Origin of the sequence: Gottfriedia sp. NPDC057948 (assembly GCF_042887255.1) — a bacterium.
Lineage (GTDB): Bacteria > Bacillota > Bacilli > Bacillales > Bacillaceae_G > Gottfriedia.
The window spans coordinates 283,143-300,646 of record NZ_JBHVPN010000002.1 but is presented as its reverse complement, the minus strand read 5'-3'; the positions used below and the strand labels follow the sequence as shown (position 1 = coordinate 300,646).

The 17,504-nt window shown below is 31.4% G+C and carries 12 protein-coding genes; 2 read left to right on the top strand and 10 right to left on the bottom strand.

Going from position 1 to position 17,504, the window contains the following annotated elements:
- Positions 1-593 precede the first annotated feature (593 nt).
- The 5 genes from ACFVRR_RS05345 to ACFVRR_RS05325 form a co-directional block, all read right to left on the bottom strand.
- Entirely contained in the window at positions 594-1,436 is an 843-nt protein-coding gene (locus tag ACFVRR_RS05345; protein WP_387325544.1) for a DegV family protein, read from the bottom strand.
- A gap of 297 nt (positions 1,437-1,733) precedes the next feature.
- Positions 1,734-2,411, bottom strand: a complete 678-nt coding sequence (locus ACFVRR_RS05340) for a response regulator (RefSeq protein ID WP_387325541.1) — start codon at positions 2,409-2,411, stop codon at positions 1,734-1,736.
- 150 nt (positions 2,412-2,561) lie between these two features.
- Complete coding sequence (locus tag ACFVRR_RS05335; protein WP_387325539.1) at positions 2,562-3,755, bottom strand: sensor histidine kinase; 1,194 nt, start codon at positions 3,753-3,755, stop codon at positions 2,562-2,564.
- 290 nt (positions 3,756-4,045) lie between these two features.
- Positions 4,046-5,089, bottom strand: a complete 1,044-nt coding sequence (locus ACFVRR_RS05330; RefSeq protein WP_387325536.1) for an LCP family protein — start codon at positions 5,087-5,089, stop codon at positions 4,046-4,048.
- Positions 5,090-5,172: 83 nt separating this feature from the next.
- The gene (locus ACFVRR_RS05325) at positions 5,173-5,793 is read right to left on the bottom strand and encodes a YigZ family protein (RefSeq protein WP_387325534.1); all 621 of its coding nucleotides are present in this window, start codon (positions 5,791-5,793) and stop codon (positions 5,173-5,175) included.
- 1,306 nt (positions 5,794-7,099) lie between these two features.
- On the opposite strand from ACFVRR_RS05325, the gene ACFVRR_RS05320 reads away from it, so the two are divergent.
- Positions 7,100-7,756 carry a sugar transferase gene (locus ACFVRR_RS05320; protein WP_097975012.1) on the top strand — a complete coding sequence of 219 codons (657 nt, stop codon included), beginning with the start codon at positions 7,100-7,102 and terminating at the stop codon, positions 7,754-7,756.
- Between the two features lie 526 nt (positions 7,757-8,282).
- On the opposite strand, the gene ACFVRR_RS05315 is transcribed toward ACFVRR_RS05320, so the two are convergent.
- From ACFVRR_RS05315 to ACFVRR_RS05300, 4 genes are all read right to left on the bottom strand, one after another.
- On the bottom strand, positions 8,283-9,932 hold the full coding sequence (locus tag ACFVRR_RS05315; RefSeq protein ID WP_387325531.1) for an Ig-like domain-containing protein: 1,650 nt from the start codon (positions 9,930-9,932) through the stop codon (positions 8,283-8,285).
- Positions 9,933-10,059: 127 nt separating this feature from the next.
- Positions 10,060-12,471, bottom strand: coding sequence for an SH3 domain-containing protein (locus ACFVRR_RS05310; RefSeq protein WP_387325528.1), 2,412 nt, complete (start codon positions 12,469-12,471; stop codon positions 10,060-10,062).
- Between the two features lie 307 nt (positions 12,472-12,778).
- Positions 12,779-13,396 (bottom strand): lysozyme family protein, encoded by a 618-nt coding sequence (locus tag ACFVRR_RS05305; protein WP_387325526.1) that lies wholly within the window; start codon positions 13,394-13,396, stop codon positions 12,779-12,781.
- Between the two features lie 413 nt (positions 13,397-13,809).
- Positions 13,810-15,108, bottom strand: coding sequence for a TcaA 3rd/4th domain-containing protein (locus ACFVRR_RS05300; RefSeq protein WP_387325523.1), 1,299 nt, complete (start codon positions 15,106-15,108; stop codon positions 13,810-13,812).
- 245 nt (positions 15,109-15,353) lie between these two features.
- Between ACFVRR_RS05300 and ACFVRR_RS05295 the strand changes: the two genes are divergently transcribed.
- Positions 15,354-16,736, top strand: coding sequence for a M48 family metallopeptidase (locus ACFVRR_RS05295; RefSeq protein WP_387325521.1), 1,383 nt, complete (start codon positions 15,354-15,356; stop codon positions 16,734-16,736).
- 142 nt (positions 16,737-16,878) lie between these two features.
- Here the strand turns inward: ACFVRR_RS05295 and ACFVRR_RS05290 are convergent, their stop codons facing one another.
- Positions 16,879-17,457: a YARHG domain-containing protein gene (locus ACFVRR_RS05290; protein WP_387325518.1), complete on the bottom strand. Its 579-nt coding sequence runs from the start codon at positions 17,455-17,457 to the stop codon at positions 16,879-16,881.
- Positions 17,458-17,504: the final 47 nt, after the last annotated feature.

The following is a 17,504-nucleotide window of genomic DNA, read 5'->3' as shown; positions in this document are numbered from 1 at the left end:
ACTTGTTGAGGGGATGTCCTGAAGGTTTATTGTGGAGAGAAGTTGGAGTTTTCTACCGTAAAATTTGTCCATTTTTAACCTACTTTCTTATAAGAAATATTTTGAGGGATAAAACTTGGGAGTTTTAAAAAGGTCCCACATAAATATGACCATCTTCAAATATTACATCCAATTAGTCACTAACGACGTTAATTCCAGTGAAATTTCCTTGTCAAATATATAGATTTATTGTGACGATCTTTTAGTGACTACATTATTAAAAATCCATTTTCAATAATTCTACAGTTCATTTATAAAGTAGACTAAAAATAATTCAATTCGAGTTAAAAATGAAGTATTTTTGATCAAATTCTATATAAACTCCTAAAAAATTAACAACTTTAATTGAAATTGAACAAAATCTACAATAGTTTATTGAGTTTTTCTTTTTAAATGCGATTTCGCTTATTTTATTTGTGATAACAAGGTTTTATTTGTGATTTTCTATTTTTAATTGCGATTACTTGTTTTTATTTGCGATGCTCACATTTAATTACGTTATCAAATTCCCACTGGAAAAAACAAAAAAAGCCCCTAATCAAAGGAGCTCCTACTCAAACAATGTACCAACCTAATCCTAAAGCACCTTCTCCAAGGTGCGTTCCAATTACTGGGCCAAAATATGAAATTTCTAATTCAACATTCGGATATGTTTCACTAAGTTGTTGGGCTAACTTTTTTGCATCGCCTTCACGATTGGAGTGAATAACAACTGCTTTCATTTTTTCGCCTTTTGATGCAACTTCGCCAAATAAATCTGTAATTCGTTTCATTGCCTTTTTTTCAGTTCGAATTTTTTCAAAGGCGACAATTTGTTTGTCTACAAATGTTAGAATTGGCTTTACTTGTAGTAAACTTCCTACAAATGCTTGTGCACTCGAAAGTCTTCCACCACGTTGTAGGTGATCTAAATCAAAAACCATAAAGTAAGCATTTGCAGATTGTTTTATTTCATCTAAACGCTCAATGATTTCAGTTGGTCCAGCACCTTTCTTTGCCATTTTCGCAGCTTCAATGACATAAAACCCTTGGACCATGCAGCTAATTTCTGAATCGTAAGCGACTACTTCTAAGTTATCAATCATTGAACCAGCTGATACAATACTTTGATAGGTTCCACTAATTCCACTTGATAAAGTGATCGCAACAACAGCCTCATATTCTTTTGAAAGCTGTTCAAATTTTTCAATAATCGTGCCGTATGCAGGCTGTGAAGTTTTTGGAAGCTCCTTTTGTTCACGGACCTTGAGGAAAAACTGTTCGGCTGTAATTTCAACTTCTTCTTGGTAGGACGCATCTCCGAAGATTACATTAAGAGGCAACATATGTATATCTAAAGAATCTCTTACTTCCTTTGGGATATAGGATGTACTATCTGTAACAATTGCAGTTCTCATTGTCATATCCTTTCTTATTATATATAGTAACGTTTAACTATGTATTTAATGGTTTAATTTTACACAACTAATTAAGTAAAATCATTGTATTTTATTCTCTTTACTCTGAGTCAATTCGACAACACAGTTAGACTTAGAAAGACTTATTATACTTAAAAGGCTATTTATTGAAAAGAAAAAGTGGCGATTTTATTGATTCTATGTTTTAGACTAAAAGCGAAAAATAAAATATATTGTTCTTTGTCTATAAACTAAAACAGAGTACCGATCATCCGATACTCTGCTTTTTGCACCTAATTATTTCACTTCTACCCAAGCGTTTCGAATTGCCGTTACTACAGCATGGGTACGGTCATTTACCTCTAGTTTTTGTAGAATATTACTTACATGGTTTTTGACAGTTTTTTCACTAATAAAGAGAGCTTCACCAATAGCACGGTTACTTTTACCATCTGCTAACATTTGAAGTACTTCACATTCTCTTCTAGTAAGTAAATGTAATGGACGGCGCACTTCTACTTCTCGAGATTTAAATAATTGTTCTTTAAGTGATAGTCTTCTAAATTCTTCTACTAGGTTGTGAGTTATCTTTGGGTGTAAATAACATCCACCTTTTGTAACGACTTTAATTGCTTCAATTAGTGTATCAGAGTCCATTTCTTTTAATAAATAGCCTCTTGCACCTACTTTTAGGACATGAGTTACATACGATTCATCATCATGAATTGATAAAATGATTACTTTTGCTTCAGGATGTTTTTCTAGCAATGCTTTTGTAGCTATTACTCCGTTCATTGTCGGCATGTTTATATCAACAATAAATACATCTACTTGATGTTGATCCATGATATTTACAACTTCTGTACCGTCAGAACCTTCAGCAACAACATCAAAACTCTCTTCAAAATCTAGGATTCTCTTAATTCCTTCACGAAACAATTTATGGTCATCTACAATTGCAATTCTAGTTTTCATTTCATTACTCCTCTGTTTATTTGTTCTAGTATGCTTATCTATCGAAATTTGTAGAAATTGGTATTTTTTTCTAAATTATAGTATATTTTAACATATTTTATGAGTAGTTACGACGCAAATCTCCGAAAAACGTGAAACAAAATTTTACTTTTAGAAATTTTCAGACGTTTTATTTTGAAATGACATTTCTAATTCATTCTCTATATCTACATCTAAAGTGATCCTAATTTTCGTACCTACGTCTAGTATTGATTCGATTTTAAAATCTCCATTTAATAACTCAACTCGTTCTTTCATTCCTATTAACCCAAAAGAGTTTTCACTTTGGCCTTTTCCAACAAGAAAACCTACTCCATCATCCTGTACGAAAACATTAATTTTGTTACTTAAAAACTCTAATCTCACAAAAATTGTTGATGGATCGGCATGCTTACATGCGTTTTGAACTGCCTCTTGGATGATCCGAAAGATTGCAACTTCTATTTTTGAATTAAGTCTTTTTTTGCTTTGACCGCAATATTCAAATTTCATTTCAATATGCTTATATGATTCAAGCGATTTTAAATATTTATTAAGGGCTGGAACTAAACCTAAATCATCTAAAGCCATTGGGCGTAGATCGTATATAATTCTTCTAACTTCCCCTAATGCACAACGGACTTGTTCCTTTATATCACCTAATTCTTTTCTTGCATCTTCTTCTGGTCTTTGGCGATATGTTTTTATTAAAAAGTCTGACTGCATTAATATACTGGCTAACGTTTGGGCTGGTCCATCATGAATTTCGCGTGATAACTTTATACGCTCCACTTCCTGAGCTTGTATCAATTGAAATCCGAACTCTTGTTTTTGTTTTACATCTTCAAGTAAATGACTAACTTGCTTAGAGTCTGTATTAAGGTAGTTTAAAACAATTGAAATACGTGCAACTAATAATTCTGCTTTTTGTAGCTTCTCTAACAAAGTCTGAAGTCTATTTTCTAATTCTTTTCTACGATGATTTAGAACTTTTTCTTCCTTTAATGAAAGAAAATGCTGTTCCTGAATAGTTTGGACAGTTTCATATACTGACTTTACTCGAGATTCAGTATACTGATTAATATCCCCATCAACTTCAGTTAATTTTTGGCGAGCCGCTCGGGCTAATAAATCTAATCTAACCGTATTTTCAATCTTCTCTACTACTTGTAATTTTACTTCTTCAAGCTCTACTCCTAATTTCTCGTATTCTGAGCGAGTATCTTCAACAATTCCAAACACATGGGACTTACTATCTATAACAGATGAGAGCATATTATCCATGATTTCGTCTAGTGTCTGATTGTCCATTTTCCTAGCTGTCATCCACCTTTTCCCCCATTAGCCTATTACTAAATGACTAATAAATTTATATATATCTAATATTATAATGTAATTAGGATTATAATTGTACAAAAATTTGAAATAAGCAAAAATTTTAATTTTTCCGATTCAAACCTTATATTACCAATATATATTGATATTTTATTATAAGTTTTAAAAAATACATACCCTTCTATAACTTCCTTAACACAACGTTAACAAGTATTACAAAAATATTACGATTGACCCAATAAAAAAGCTGATTCCTGTAAAAGAATCAGCTTTCTGCCTATTTATTGATTGGTACTATTTTCATTTTCAGAACTACTATCTGAATTAATTGTATTAGTTGTTTTTGTTGTAGGTGGTTTTTCTAAACCTAAGTGAACTCGGAATTTACTAGTAATTTCTTTTACACTTTCCTCTTCAGGAACATAATAGTAAATACCGTGAATCGTATCATCGTGACCTTTTAATTTTATAGTTTCCAAGTCATTTTCAGTGATATTAGGTAAATGCTTCGCAAGTGAAATACCACCGCTTATTTTCATGTTTGTACTAATATTTTTGCTGAACACTTTCGCATATTGATCCATTTTCATGATTGTTTCAGGTGATTTTAATTCAGTTAAGATCGCTTTAATTACTTGCTGTTGTCTTTCTTCACGCCCAAAGTCACCACGAGGATCACGTTTACGCATACGAGAATATGCTAATGCCTGTTCTCCATCTAATTTCATCGGACCTTTTTTAAAGTAAACCTTTCTCCTTGGTGTAGTATCTGTATTTTCCCAGAAGTCAAAAGGTACATCAACAGTAATTCCACCAACAGCGTCAACTATGTTTTTAAAGCCATTAAAGTCGACAGTAACGTAATAATCAATTGGTACATTTAAGAATTGCTCAACCGTATCAACTGTTAATTGTAAACCGCCATATGAATATGCATGGTTTATTTTAGTTTTATCTGCATGTCCAGGGATACTTACATATGTATCTCGAGGAATACTCATTGTTTTTATTGTCTCCGTTTTAGGGTTAAAGGTAGCAAGGATCATCGAGTCAGTTCGTCCACCTTTTCCACCAGTTGAATAGTTCTCAATCCCTAAGAAGAGAATCGATATTGGATCTTTCGATATTGCAACTTTTTCATTTCTTAAGTTTGAAGAAATATCTTCTCCCTTTGTTGCTTTATTTAATTCAAGATATGTTCTAACGCCTTTATATCCTACAAACACTAAGGCTACTATAATGATAAGTAATAATACCCTAGCAATTAAGCCTCTCTTTTTCTTTCTTCTTTTCTTGGCCATTTTTCGAGAATGATTCTGATTCATATTTCGAATAGACCTCCTTTAAAGTTAGTATGATTGTTCTATTTGAAATTAGTCATATATTTACTATTTATAAAGCAAGACTACTACATGTATTTAACAATACTTTCATTTATATGGCAACTACCATTTGTTAACTCAATCATCCAGTTTTTGAAGATCTCTACTTCATTAATCTTAATCCAAAGTTCAAAGCTTACTTCTTCCATATGGTTAACATTTTCTAAATGATAATGTGAGTTCCGTAAAGCGAACTCTACTTTGCCTAACAATTTATAATTAATCTTTACGTTCATTACTTTAACTAATGAACGCTCAACAATTCCAACAGCATTTAACCCTTCACTGACTGCCTGTCCATATGCACGAATTAAGCCTCCTGCTCCAAGCTTTTTACCGCCAAAATACCTTGTTACAACAACAACTGTATCTTTTAATCCTCTCTTTTTCAAAACTTCTAACATTGGAACTCCAGCCGTACCACTCGGTTCACCATCATCATTGGCTTTTTGAATTTCATCATTTTCACCGATTAAATAAGCTGAGCAATTATGAGATGCATCAAAATGCTTTTTTTTAATTTCTGAAATGAATCGTTGCGCATCAACTTCAGTTTTCGCTTCATTTATGTAACAAATAAATTTCGATTTTTCAATCTCAATCTCATGACTACCAAAGCCACAAACAGTGAAATAATTCGCTAGCATTTAACACCTAACCTTTCGACTAAATTAAACAAAATTTCGACTCACTTCAATATATTACTACAATTATTCATTCCATTCCTTAAAAAACACTAACATTCTTCAAAAGTAAGTATTTACTGACAAGATTTTATACAGTAACATTAGAAATAATGCTTAATAACTTAATTTTAAACTTTAGCAACTACAATATGATCTAATCATTTCACACGTATATGTAAAGTTTTCATATTCACATGAATATCAAACTGTATATCCACTATGCATAAAAAACTTATATCAATTACTGATTCCACATCAAGAGATTTCTACTCAATTTAAATTAAATTTAACAAGATTGAAAACTAAGTGATAAATCCATTTCATCTTTGGTCATATCCAGCTATATCCCCACTAATTTAATTCGTTTTTTCATTTAAAAATTATAGATTACACCTTTTTTAAGAAGAAGATTATCCTAAATGTTCAAAAAATATTAGAATCATATTTCTTCTGCGGTAATAAGCTTAATAATGCGGAAATTAAATAAGAGCATTTTATTACAATCGTATGATTAAAAAGCAATACTCCACCTCAATAGTAAATATAGTCCTTAATGGAACTACATAAATTAATAAATTTCGTTCGCTTAATTCAAAATCAAATATAATGCAATGAAAAATGCTAAAAAATTCTTGAACAATTACGAAGAGGGAGTTGATTTTTGGAGAAACAAAAAAACAAGGATTTAATGAAGGATAAAAAAACTAAATTTATTCATAATAAATTATAAGGAGAATCATCAAAATATTGTTATTACATACCCAATTACAAAACCAAGGTTATAAAAAGGATTAATCCCCACACACAAATTAAATAAATTTAACTGTTATTAGAATGTAGTAAGATCCTTTGTCCATATAACAAGCGCTTTTATTTTCTTACAATAACGTTAAGTATAGAGACAAAACGCTTCTATATCTATATGGGGTTTTAATTCCTTTGGGAAAGTGCTATTATAACGCGACGTATTTTTCCACTTACTTTATGCTAAAATAATAATACCTAAAAAGTCGACCTGGACAAAAGTTTGATCAATTACTAACTATTGTAATGCCGATTAATAAATCATTCTTGCACACACTATAAGTGTAAGGTACCCTTGTGAACTTTTTATGTGGAGTAATAAGCTTGTAACATAAAAATAATTTGATTTTTTTCTGCGAACATTTATAATTGTTATGATGTTATAAAACGTAAACGTTATACATTAGGACATGTTGCAATGCACTTGCAAGGATGGGCCTAAATTATAAACTGGGGTGTTTAAATGGCCTTACAGAATACTCAACAAAAGGTTGAAAGCCGCTACTCAATTCAACAACTTGAGTCATTAAAAAAGAAAAGTATTTTTTATTCATTTATAAAAAGAACATTGGATATAGTCTTTGCGTCGCTCGCGTTTGTCATTTCTTTACCATTCGTTTTGTTCTTTATCGCATTAATTAAAATTGATTCTCCTGGTCCTGCTCTTTTCATCCAAGAACGAGTTGGATTAAATGGGAAGATTTTTAATATTTACAAGTTAAGAACAATGCGTATGGATGCAGAGATAAATGGACCACAATGGGCTAGTACAGATGATCCTCGCATTACAAAACTTGGTCACTTCCTTCGAAAAACTCGTATCGATGAATTACCACAGTTCGTCAATGTCTTACGTGGAGATATGAGTCTTGTTGGTCCTAGACCGGAAAGAGCGTTTTTTTTAGTAAAATTTAATCATGAAGTACCAGGCTTCACTAATCGCTTAACAGTCAAACCAGGGTTAACTGGTTGGGCACAAGTGAATGGCGGTTATGAATTAACACCGAAAGAGAAGTTAGTCTTGGATTTACACTATATTGAACATCGATCAATCATGTTGGACATTCAAATTATGTTTAAAACAATTAAAGTTGTCTTGACTGGTGAAGGTGCTCGTTAGGTAATATAAGACAAGTTCAAAATTCTTTATATCAAAAATAAGAATAGCTTAACAAAAGGCCATTTCTCAATTGGGAAATGGCCTTTGAATTTCTTTAATAATAAGTATCATTAGTCATTAAAATGTTTGTAAACGTGAAAAACATTTTAAATTCCGAAAATTACCCACAATTTCAGAAGTTTATTAACAATTTGTGGATAACATATAATAGTTATCCACAAACCACTTGTTTATAAATTAATTCAAGTAGCTAAGAAATATAAAGATACGACAAAATTCTACCAAAATGAAAATTGTTAATCTTTTCTTCCTGTCGATAAGTATTAATTTTATTCACAAGTTATCCACATATTAAAAACAAATCGCATTCATCTTAAAAATATTTTGTAAAACAGATCCTCGTCTACTTAATTATCGTGAAGCAATTGTAAAGTTCTAAACAAATAAACTTACTCTTTCCAATAAGAACTTGAAAAATAAAAAAATACAATGCAATAAGAAAAAAACTTATTGCATCGTATTTTAACTATTTTACAACTTTAATTGTACGAACGCTTTTGTTTCCCGATTTATCAGTGACATAAACCTTTAAATATGTGTTTGCTTTCTGTACTTTTATTGATACAGAAAATTTACCACTGGAATTAACCGAGCTTTGACCTATTAATGCGCTTCCTCGATAAATCTTCACTGAAGCATATTTCTCAGCACTACCTGTTACAGTTTTTGATTTTGAAGTAACTTTATTAACAACTGGAAGTGCTGGTGGTGTTTTATCTAATACTTTTAAAGACTTTGTTGCACTTACATTTCCAACTTTATCAGTAGCAGTTACACTTACTGTCGTTCCACTTTTTTGCTTTGAAATTGTAAATTTGTAGCTTTTATTTGAAGCAGCTGTCGTGCTTTTTTGAAGCTTGCTATTAATATATAGTTTAACTGTAGAACCTGCTTCTGCTGTTCCGGTAATAGTAGTTGATTGATCTGAAACTGTATTCATTGTTGGAGTTGTAGGTTTTGTTTTATCAATTGTAAAGGTGATTGTCGTTGTGTTACTTTCTTCATCTTTCACAACTAAAGTGTATTTGCCCGTCTTACTAACGATTTGACCATTTTTAAAACCTGCACCATTTAATAAAGCTGTACCTTCATCAAATGTAATCTTTACGTCTTTATTATAAGAAATATTATTTTTCACCCCTGTTACGATTGGAGCTACAAAATCTTTCTTTTTGGCAATATATGCAGAAGATATATATCCTGATGTTTTTCCATCAGTTGTTTTTACTGGGAACCAAACATACCATATAGGATGATCTGTGCTACTTTGCCCTTCAGTATATTTGAAATCTCCATCGATAACTAGAGTCTTATTTAATGGAAGTAAAGTTCCTGTTGAATCCCTTTTAGGTTGTACTCTTAAATTTGCATTCCCTTCAGTTACTTTAACGATATCGCCCTTTTTAAGTACATAGGCTGACTCATGTAGCTCATCATTCAGAAAATACTGTAATGTGTTAAACTTTATATTCTCACTACTATTTGAATCATATTCAAAATCATTATACTTAAATGGATATTGGGCTAAAGTTGTATCATTTATATAGCTTTCAGCTTGTATTTTATTAAATACTTGATCTTGGTACGTATTCCAATTTCTAGAACTGTCACTACGTTTAATTGGGCTATTTACAGGTTTTAGACCATTGTATGCCATAACAGGAAAATACCAATTTTCAATAATATCTCGCCCTGCTCCTTCTATTTTAGGAATTTGGGCAGTATTTTGTAATTCATACTTTTCATTTAAAATGTCAACACCGGCTTGTATATTATAAATAATATCACTTTGTAATTTATCTTGATCATACCTATTGTCGGTAACTTGCATAATTCCGTAACCTTTACCGTCAGTTGAAGCTGAACCATTTTCGAACTGTCTCCAAGAAGATTCTTGCCCTGCAACACCAATTACAACTTCTGGTGGAATTTTTGCATTTAGCGCTGCACTGGTTAATAAACAGTTAATTTGTTGATTAGATGGATTTTCCTTTGGCTTAATTTCGCCAATTGGCAAACATTTCGTAGACCAATCCGTAGCTGCTGATGCTTTTCCTGCAAGTAAACCAATAGAAAGTGTCGTTAATAAAGCAACTTTTAATATTTTTAATTTCAAACTTTTCCCCCTCCCCAATCTACTTAAATAATTTTCTATCTTTCATTGTATCATATAAACATATTATTCTTTAAAATTGTCACTCAATTAAACTAGTAAAAAAGTGACTCACAAGGAGTCACTTTTTTTACTTTAATTCTTGTTTGACATAACTTGAAGATACCCATCCAAAGCTTCCATTCGCTAGTTGGATTTCATACCATTTTTTTGTACTATCCATTGTTAAAGTACCATCTATATTTGTAACAATACTTACGTAATTATTAAGGTTTAACTTACCAATTACATTGTTTACAGCTGTAGTTGCAGCTGAGCGCACGTTTAAACCATCTGTTGTTATTCTACCTAAGTTTTTAACAGATAAGGTTTGCCTATATGCATTTAATTTGATACTATTTGTCCAAAAAACGTTCCCATCTATTGATAATTTAATCCAATAATTATTTGTTTTTTCAAGAAGAAGGAAAGTTGTACCGGCTGTAATCGATTTAACTTTAGCCGTATCTCCCTTTGCGGTGTATAGATCAATGTTTCCTTTTGCAACCGCTTGGATATTAGCAGGGAATACATCACTTCCAACAGGAGTTGATGGACTTCCTGGAATCGTAGTATTCGGTTGAGCTTGATCATAGTACGCTTTATTAAATGGTAGAATTTTTTGCATATGTTGAGCAATCAATTTACCCCAGTTTGGATCAGTCGCGTAATAAAAATTCATCCCTTCACTCGCTGCATCTATTCTTACATTGCTCATATCTTTCGTACTAAAACCAAGATATGCACCTTTATATTTCCAGTTACTTGGGTTTAAGTAAGTAGATTTAATTGAGCGAGCAATATACTCTACATTTTCTTGTACACTCATAAATTTGTATGAAGCTATATATGGTGTTGTGTCATATGAGCCAAAGCCAAATAAGTTATTTTTACCTAATGAAATTTGAGAAGTACCAAATCCACTTTCATGAATGGCATGCGCTGCTAAATAAAGTGCATTTACACCATATTTATTTCCAGCATCAATAAACAATTGTCCCTGACCAGTCAGTATACTCTTAACTCCACTTTTCACATTGTTAGCAATATAGGTATTAATTTGCGCAGCAGTTACAGGCGAAGGTGTACGCAGATCAATAAACTGATAGCTATCTCTTGATGTCATTGGGTCACCAGTTTTTACTTGTTTGATATATGATCCTGATACATATCCCGTTTTCCCATTGTAACTAACCTTATACCAATTGTTAGACGTTTTATCAGTCACCATTAAAACCATATTAACGGGAATTACTGTAAGCAACGGTGAAGAAGCATCATACGTTTGACGCAAATTTAATTCTGAAGTCGTAATATAAGTCGTATCGGTTATATTAGTTATCGTCACGACATCACTTTTTCCGAAATCTGCTGTTCTTACATATCCATTTACACCGTTATAAGACACACTATACCAATTACCAATTTTTTTGCTAATCGGGATAACTGTATCTTTTGGAATTTGAATAAGTTGTTTTGATGCATTGCCGAACGATTCATATAAATATGTTGCATTAAGCGCTTTATATTTTGTAGTAGTAAATGTTGTGAAGCTATTTGCAGATACATCTTCACTTTTAACATACAGATTTTTTCCATTGTAATTAATTCGATACCAGATCTTCCCTACTAGATCTGTCGCTTTTTGAGTTGAAGCGAAGCCGTTATCTCCATTAACTGTAGTTACTACAGGTTTTGTCGCATCTGGAGTTGCATATAAGTTAGTGACTGCTTTCGTAAAATAATATGCAGTACTTGTTGTTTCATATTTTACTTCATTTACTTTTGTAAAATTATTAATATAAACATATCCTGTTTTACCGTTAAGCGTGACGCTATACCAGTTACCGACACGTTTTGATGATGAAATGACCGTACCACTTGGAATACTTGATAGTACTTTAGAAGATGCACCATAGGTTTGATATAAACTTGTATTTTTAATTGCTTTATATTTTGTTGGTGCAAATGTAGCTACCGCACTTTTCGTAACATCTGCGCTATTTACATACAAGTTTTTGCCATTATAACTAACGCGGAACCATGTTTGGCCAATGCTATTTACAATGTTTTGAGTACTGTAAAATCCATTATTAACAACTACAGAATATACTGCAGCTTTTTTTGTATCAGGCGTTGGATATAGCTTAGTAGTTTTATTTGTAAAATAATAAGCGGTCGCTTGAGTAGTATATTTATAATATTCCTTTAAATACGTACCACTTACCCAACCAGTTTTTGAACTATAAGTCACTTTGTACCAATTACCATTACTTTGAGTAGCGGTAATTACTTTTCCTTTTGGAATAATCACAAGTGATTTATAGGTTGTACCTGCACCCTGTCTTAAATATAGATTTGCTGTCGTTTGATAATTTGTTTTAATATTTACAATTGCTGCACTCGCTTTTGATGTTTCCAAACCGATATTAGGACAGGAAATGCTGGAGGTGCCTACTAATATGCCTGTTGATACCAAAAGTACTCTTCCCATTTTTTTCATGTATCAAATTTTCCTTTCCTACCATTATTACATTTAAGCCGTAGAATAAAACAATCCAATTCTATTAAACTAGTAAAATTAATAAACTATAATTTTTTAAAAATGAAATTAACAAAAAATTAACACTAAAATTAAGTATAAGTCATAAAATGTCGGAATTTGAATTGTTTTTTCAATAATTATATCGGTAAAAAAAGGAAATTGTTTAATTTTATCGAAACGACAACCATTTTGTAATTAAATTGACATAATTCTAAAAAAAAAGTTAAAAAGTCCATAAAGAAGACATTTATCTCTTCTTCATGGACTATGGTTTTCCTACTATATTATGTTTAAGTGGGACTAAAATCTCGAAGTACTTTGTTTTCTTCATTACTTTTTGACTATATGTGAAGTCACCATAACAATATGGATATCTGAAATTTTTCTTATTATTATTACACGTATAAAGCTCAGGATTCTTCTCCACCATCGATAGAGAATAAGTTTTAGCAAGTTGAACTGTATGTTTACCTCCATGTGTTTTTACAAAATCAATATAAGCAATCCCCATATTGTAACTTTGTATGATGGTTTGTAAATCAACACCTTGCTTTTTACCATAGGAATACACGTCTTTAAAGTGTGAGACCCCTTGTTGTATGCTTTTTGAAGTGTCTTGAATACTATCCTTCGCCAATCCTAATGATTCTGAAGCCTGCATTGGATCTTTTCCTTTACCCTTCGTTTCTTGCATCATTAGTCCTAGTAATAAAGGTGTGTATTCTTCTAAATCAGACGTCTTTAATTCAGTGTAAACTTGTGTTTCATACTTCAGCACATCTTGGAAATAGTAACGATAGATCGCAAATAACCCAATAATTGACATCAGAAGTGTAAATAAAAGAAGTCTTTTAATAAATTTCCACATTCTATTCTTTTTCATTACCTCCAAACATTTCTCTTTAATACATTATAACGAATATTCCTATTTAAAAAAGTAATGTGCTAAAACTACATATATTTGACATTAAAATGTGAAAAAAGAAATATTTCTTATAATAATCATTTAATAAGAATTGTACCCTTTTAATCCTAGCTTAATAATTGCGGGATCTTCCACTCTGCATTCAAAAAAAAAGAGTCCAACCTATATTGGACTCTTCAGACTGCCCGAAAACGCTCGCTTTCTTCGTTGCTTCGCCTGTCTACGGTGCTCATTACCGTCTAGGGTAACTCCGCTCCTCACCAGGCTTCGCGCCTCGAAAGACAAACGCTTGCAATCAGTCTGAAACTCAAGTTTTTGTACTTTGTCTACACACTAAAGAGTCCAACTTAAATTGGACTCTTTTCTACAATTTACTTTATCTCTTTTACTTCTAAAATATGATCCATTTTTAATTCATCATTTTCTCTTGAGAAGTGGTAAGTAATTTCAAATGATTTCATTTTAGTTTTACCATGTTTATCAGTGATCTCATACGACTCATTTGTTGTAATGATCATACCTGAATCATCTTGCTTTGAATCTTTCATAGAAAAGCTTGTGAGTTTTTGCGTTGTATCCTTTTTCTTAATTTTGTCTTGATATTCCTTAGACTGTAAGAATGCTTGGCCATTTTGATTAAACAAGCCGTTGATTAGTTGCTTTTCTTCTAAATCAGAAGAAGGCTTTGGACTAGGTAAATACTTATCAAAAAAACGTTTAAGTCCTGCAAAGAAACCATCTTTTTGATCTTTCTCGTCCTGATTTTCAACTGGCGTATCAAACATTAAATCTACATATTTTCCTGTAACCGGAATATCATCCGTTTTAAATAATTCACCATTCTTTTCAATTTCAGCATGAACTACTGTTTTACCATTTAATAAAAAAGGACCAAAACGATCTAGTTCACTTACTTTTTGCCCCGTATCTTTTCCATTTACAAAAAGTTCTGCCTCAGGTTCGTTCGAGTAAATTTGGACATAACTAACATTAAAAGTTAATTCTTGTGATAACTTATTTTTTGAAGCAGAAGAAAAATCTATATCAACTGAATCCTTAACATCACTATAAACACCTTTATATGAAACAGCCATAGTGTACTTTCCAGGTAAAATTTTGTGGTATGTTGTTTCATATTCATCTTTATTTAAATGTGTAATATGATTATTTAATTTTAATTCAACGTCATCAATCGGTGAAGAAATCTTTAGTTCGAATGGTTGGGCACTTATTAAATACGTTTGATAAATCCCTAATAATTTACTACCCTTTTTAATTGAAAGCACATAATTTCCACGACTGTCTATTAACTTACTATTAATTACTTTATTATTTTGGATCATATCGTCTAAATTATCTAAAACATCATAGCTATTTAAGTAATCCATAAACGCGATTACTGAGTCTTCATCTAGGGATGCCCCCGTACCGCCTTTTTGTAGCATATGTGTGACTTCTTTATAATTATTATCTGATACAGCTTTATCAAAAATCTTCACTAATCTTTTAGGCGAATTTAAGTAATTTAATGTTAAATGTGTCATTAATATCGCGAGAATTGGTATTAAAATAAACATCCATTTTCTTTTAAAACTAGGTATTCGGTTTTTTCGCATTATTCGTATACCCGCTCTTGACAAGGAATTTTGTTCTCTTAACTGAGTTTCCATTTATTTTTAACTTCCCCTTAAATTTTCATACTATAAAGTGCATGTTTTTAATATATAAATTGAATCTAAATAAATACTTAAAAAAGTAGACTATAGTCTATCATACTATTTTTTATTTAAAGGGTAAAAAGAAATTTTTTTATTAGTTAGTGGAAGTAATTGGTTTCATTTCTCTTAAATATATGTATGACATCCTATCCATTTACTTGTTAAACTATAAGAATTGAGATATAGGAGGAGAGAAATTGAAGTCGTTAGTTAATCGGAAAGAATCGATTTATTTTATATTACTTTTACTTATTAGTATTCCAATTTATTTTTTACTTATTTTAAGTGTTGTTGGTCTTATTATTTTAGGAATTTTAATCGTTTTACCTCTCTTTGCCCATTTAATTGTCACTGCCCACATACGTATGAATGGTGTTAAGATTACTGAAAAACAATTTCCAGAAGTATATTTCAGAACAAGAGAAATTTCAAAGGAAATGGGCTTTTATTTCTTACCAGATGTTTATGTAGTCCAATCTGGAGGACTGTTAAATGCCTTTGCTACGCGTTTCTTTGGACGGAATATGATTGTATTATATTCAGATCTATTCGAAGAGATTGAATCAAATCCAAAAGTAGTTGATTTCGTGATTGCACACGAGCTTGCACATATTAAACGAAATCATATTCTAAAACAGGCTTTTGTATTGCCTGCAAATTGGGTTCCTTTTTTAGGTTCGGCATATTCACGTGCATGTGAGTATACAAGTGATCGAATGGCTAGTCATTATATAAATGATTTTGAAGCATCGACTCAAGCACTTACAATGTTAGCTATTGGTCGCAAATATTATCAACAAATTGATCAGCATGAATATTTATTAAATAGTAGCAATGAAAAAGGCTTTTTTATCTGGTTAAGTGAACGATTAATGTCCCATCCAACTTTACCAAAACGTATTAACGCTTTGCTTCATTTTAATAATGTAGAAAGTAATATTAAATTTAAAACACCAAAACGCGTGTACGGAATTGCTGTAATTGTATTCGGGTTGTCATTCGGGGTTATAGTAGGTGCAGGTTTATTAGTAGAAAAAGCGATTCCACTAGCACAATCATTCGTTGATGGCTATTTATCTGCGGAAACACCATTAACGCAAGCAGTACTTGATAACGATATTGAACAAGTTAAAGAGTTAATTGACGAAGGAGAAGACGTAAATGAATTGAATAGAGATCATGAATCTCCACTTCTTAAAGCATCATATACTGATGGAGAACCTCTAAACTTAGAGATGCTAAAGTTATTACTTGATAATGGAGCAAATCCTACTATAGGAGATGCAGATGATTGGACAATCTTACATGCTGCAGCTTATTTGGGTGACAAGGAAGCAATTGACTTATTACTAAAATACGGAGCAGATATTAACCAACCAGACAATGTTGGAGAAACGCCTATTTTTGATACAATATATGAAGTAGATGATTTAAAAACATTCCAGTATCTAATTAAAAAAGGTGCAGACTTATCAATAAAGAATGTGGATGGAATGACATTAAAAGAAGTAGCTAAGGAAAATGGAGCAAAGAAAATCTTAAAATGGTTTGATAATCAAGAAACCGAGATTAACCTTTAAGACAATACAAGTATTTTCTTATCAAAAGCATTAGAGTTAGTAAAAAAGCAAAGTTCATTAATCACTGAACTTTGCTTTTTTTAATAGCTTATTACTAATTTATAACTTGATACAATTGAAGAAGAAACTGTCGTATTTCCAACTATTCCCTTGATTTAATTAAATTTAAATTATATTTTTCTACATCATTAAGCTCTCCGCTATATGCTGGATTAGGTTTATACCAAGACTTCGTGGTGAAATAAATCGTCAAGTCACTAGATTTGAATACTAAACCATGCCTAGCATAGATTTCATTTCTGGCTAAACGTAAATCATCAGGAGCTAATTTAATTAGATCTGCATTCGTTAGTTTTCTACTATTACTTTCCGGTAAAACATAATCTTTTGATTGCTTTTCTTCATCAGTAGCTTTTGTTTCCTTAGTAGTTGTTTCTTTAGCAACTTCCTTAGTTTTAGTTTCAGTCGTCTTATCACTCTTTGTTTCTTTTTTTACATCCTTATCCGCTACTGCCTTTGTAGAAGCATTTTCCGGATGAAAATTACCTTCATTCATTATTTTTGGGTAGACATAAAAAATTGCTGTAGCACCAATTATAAGTACTCCAGCTATCGAGAGTATTAACGAAAAGTATCGTTTATTACTTAAACCATCTTCCTTATTCTTAAGTTTTCTATGTTCTGAACGACTTTCAACATTGTTTTCTGCCTTATTAGCCAAATTCTTTCACTCCTCTAATACAGTTCTAAATAAATTAATTAATTAAA

Bases quoted from the DNA above. Each gene is read 5' to 3' on its own strand.
- ACFVRR_RS05345 (WP_387325544.1), bottom strand. From the start codon at position 1,436: ATGAGAACTGCAATTGTTACAGATAGTACATCCTATATCCCAAAGGAA.
- ACFVRR_RS05325 (WP_387325534.1), bottom strand. From the start codon at position 5,793: ATGCTAGCGAATTATTTCACTGTTTGTGGCTTTGGTAGTCATGAGATT.
- ACFVRR_RS05310 (WP_387325528.1), bottom strand. From the start codon at position 12,471: ATGAAAAAAATGGGAAGAGTACTTTTGGTATCAACAGGCATATTAGTA.
- ACFVRR_RS05320 (WP_097975012.1), top strand. From the start codon at position 7,100: ATGGCCTTACAGAATACTCAACAAAAGGTTGAAAGCCGCTACTCAATT.
- ACFVRR_RS05340 (WP_387325541.1), bottom strand. From the start codon at position 2,411: ATGAAAACTAGAATTGCAATTGTAGATGACCATAAATTGTTTCGTGAA.
- ACFVRR_RS05335 (WP_387325539.1), bottom strand. From the start codon at position 3,755: ATGACAGCTAGGAAAATGGACAATCAGACACTAGACGAAATCATGGAT.
- ACFVRR_RS05330 (WP_387325536.1), bottom strand. From the start codon at position 5,089: ATGAATCAGAATCATTCTCGAAAAATGGCCAAGAAAAGAAGAAAGAAA.
- ACFVRR_RS05300 (WP_387325523.1), bottom strand. From the start codon at position 15,108: ATGGAAACTCAGTTAAGAGAACAAAATTCCTTGTCAAGAGCGGGTATA.
- ACFVRR_RS05305 (WP_387325526.1), bottom strand. From the start codon at position 13,396: ATGAAAAAGAATAGAATGTGGAAATTTATTAAAAGACTTCTTTTATTT.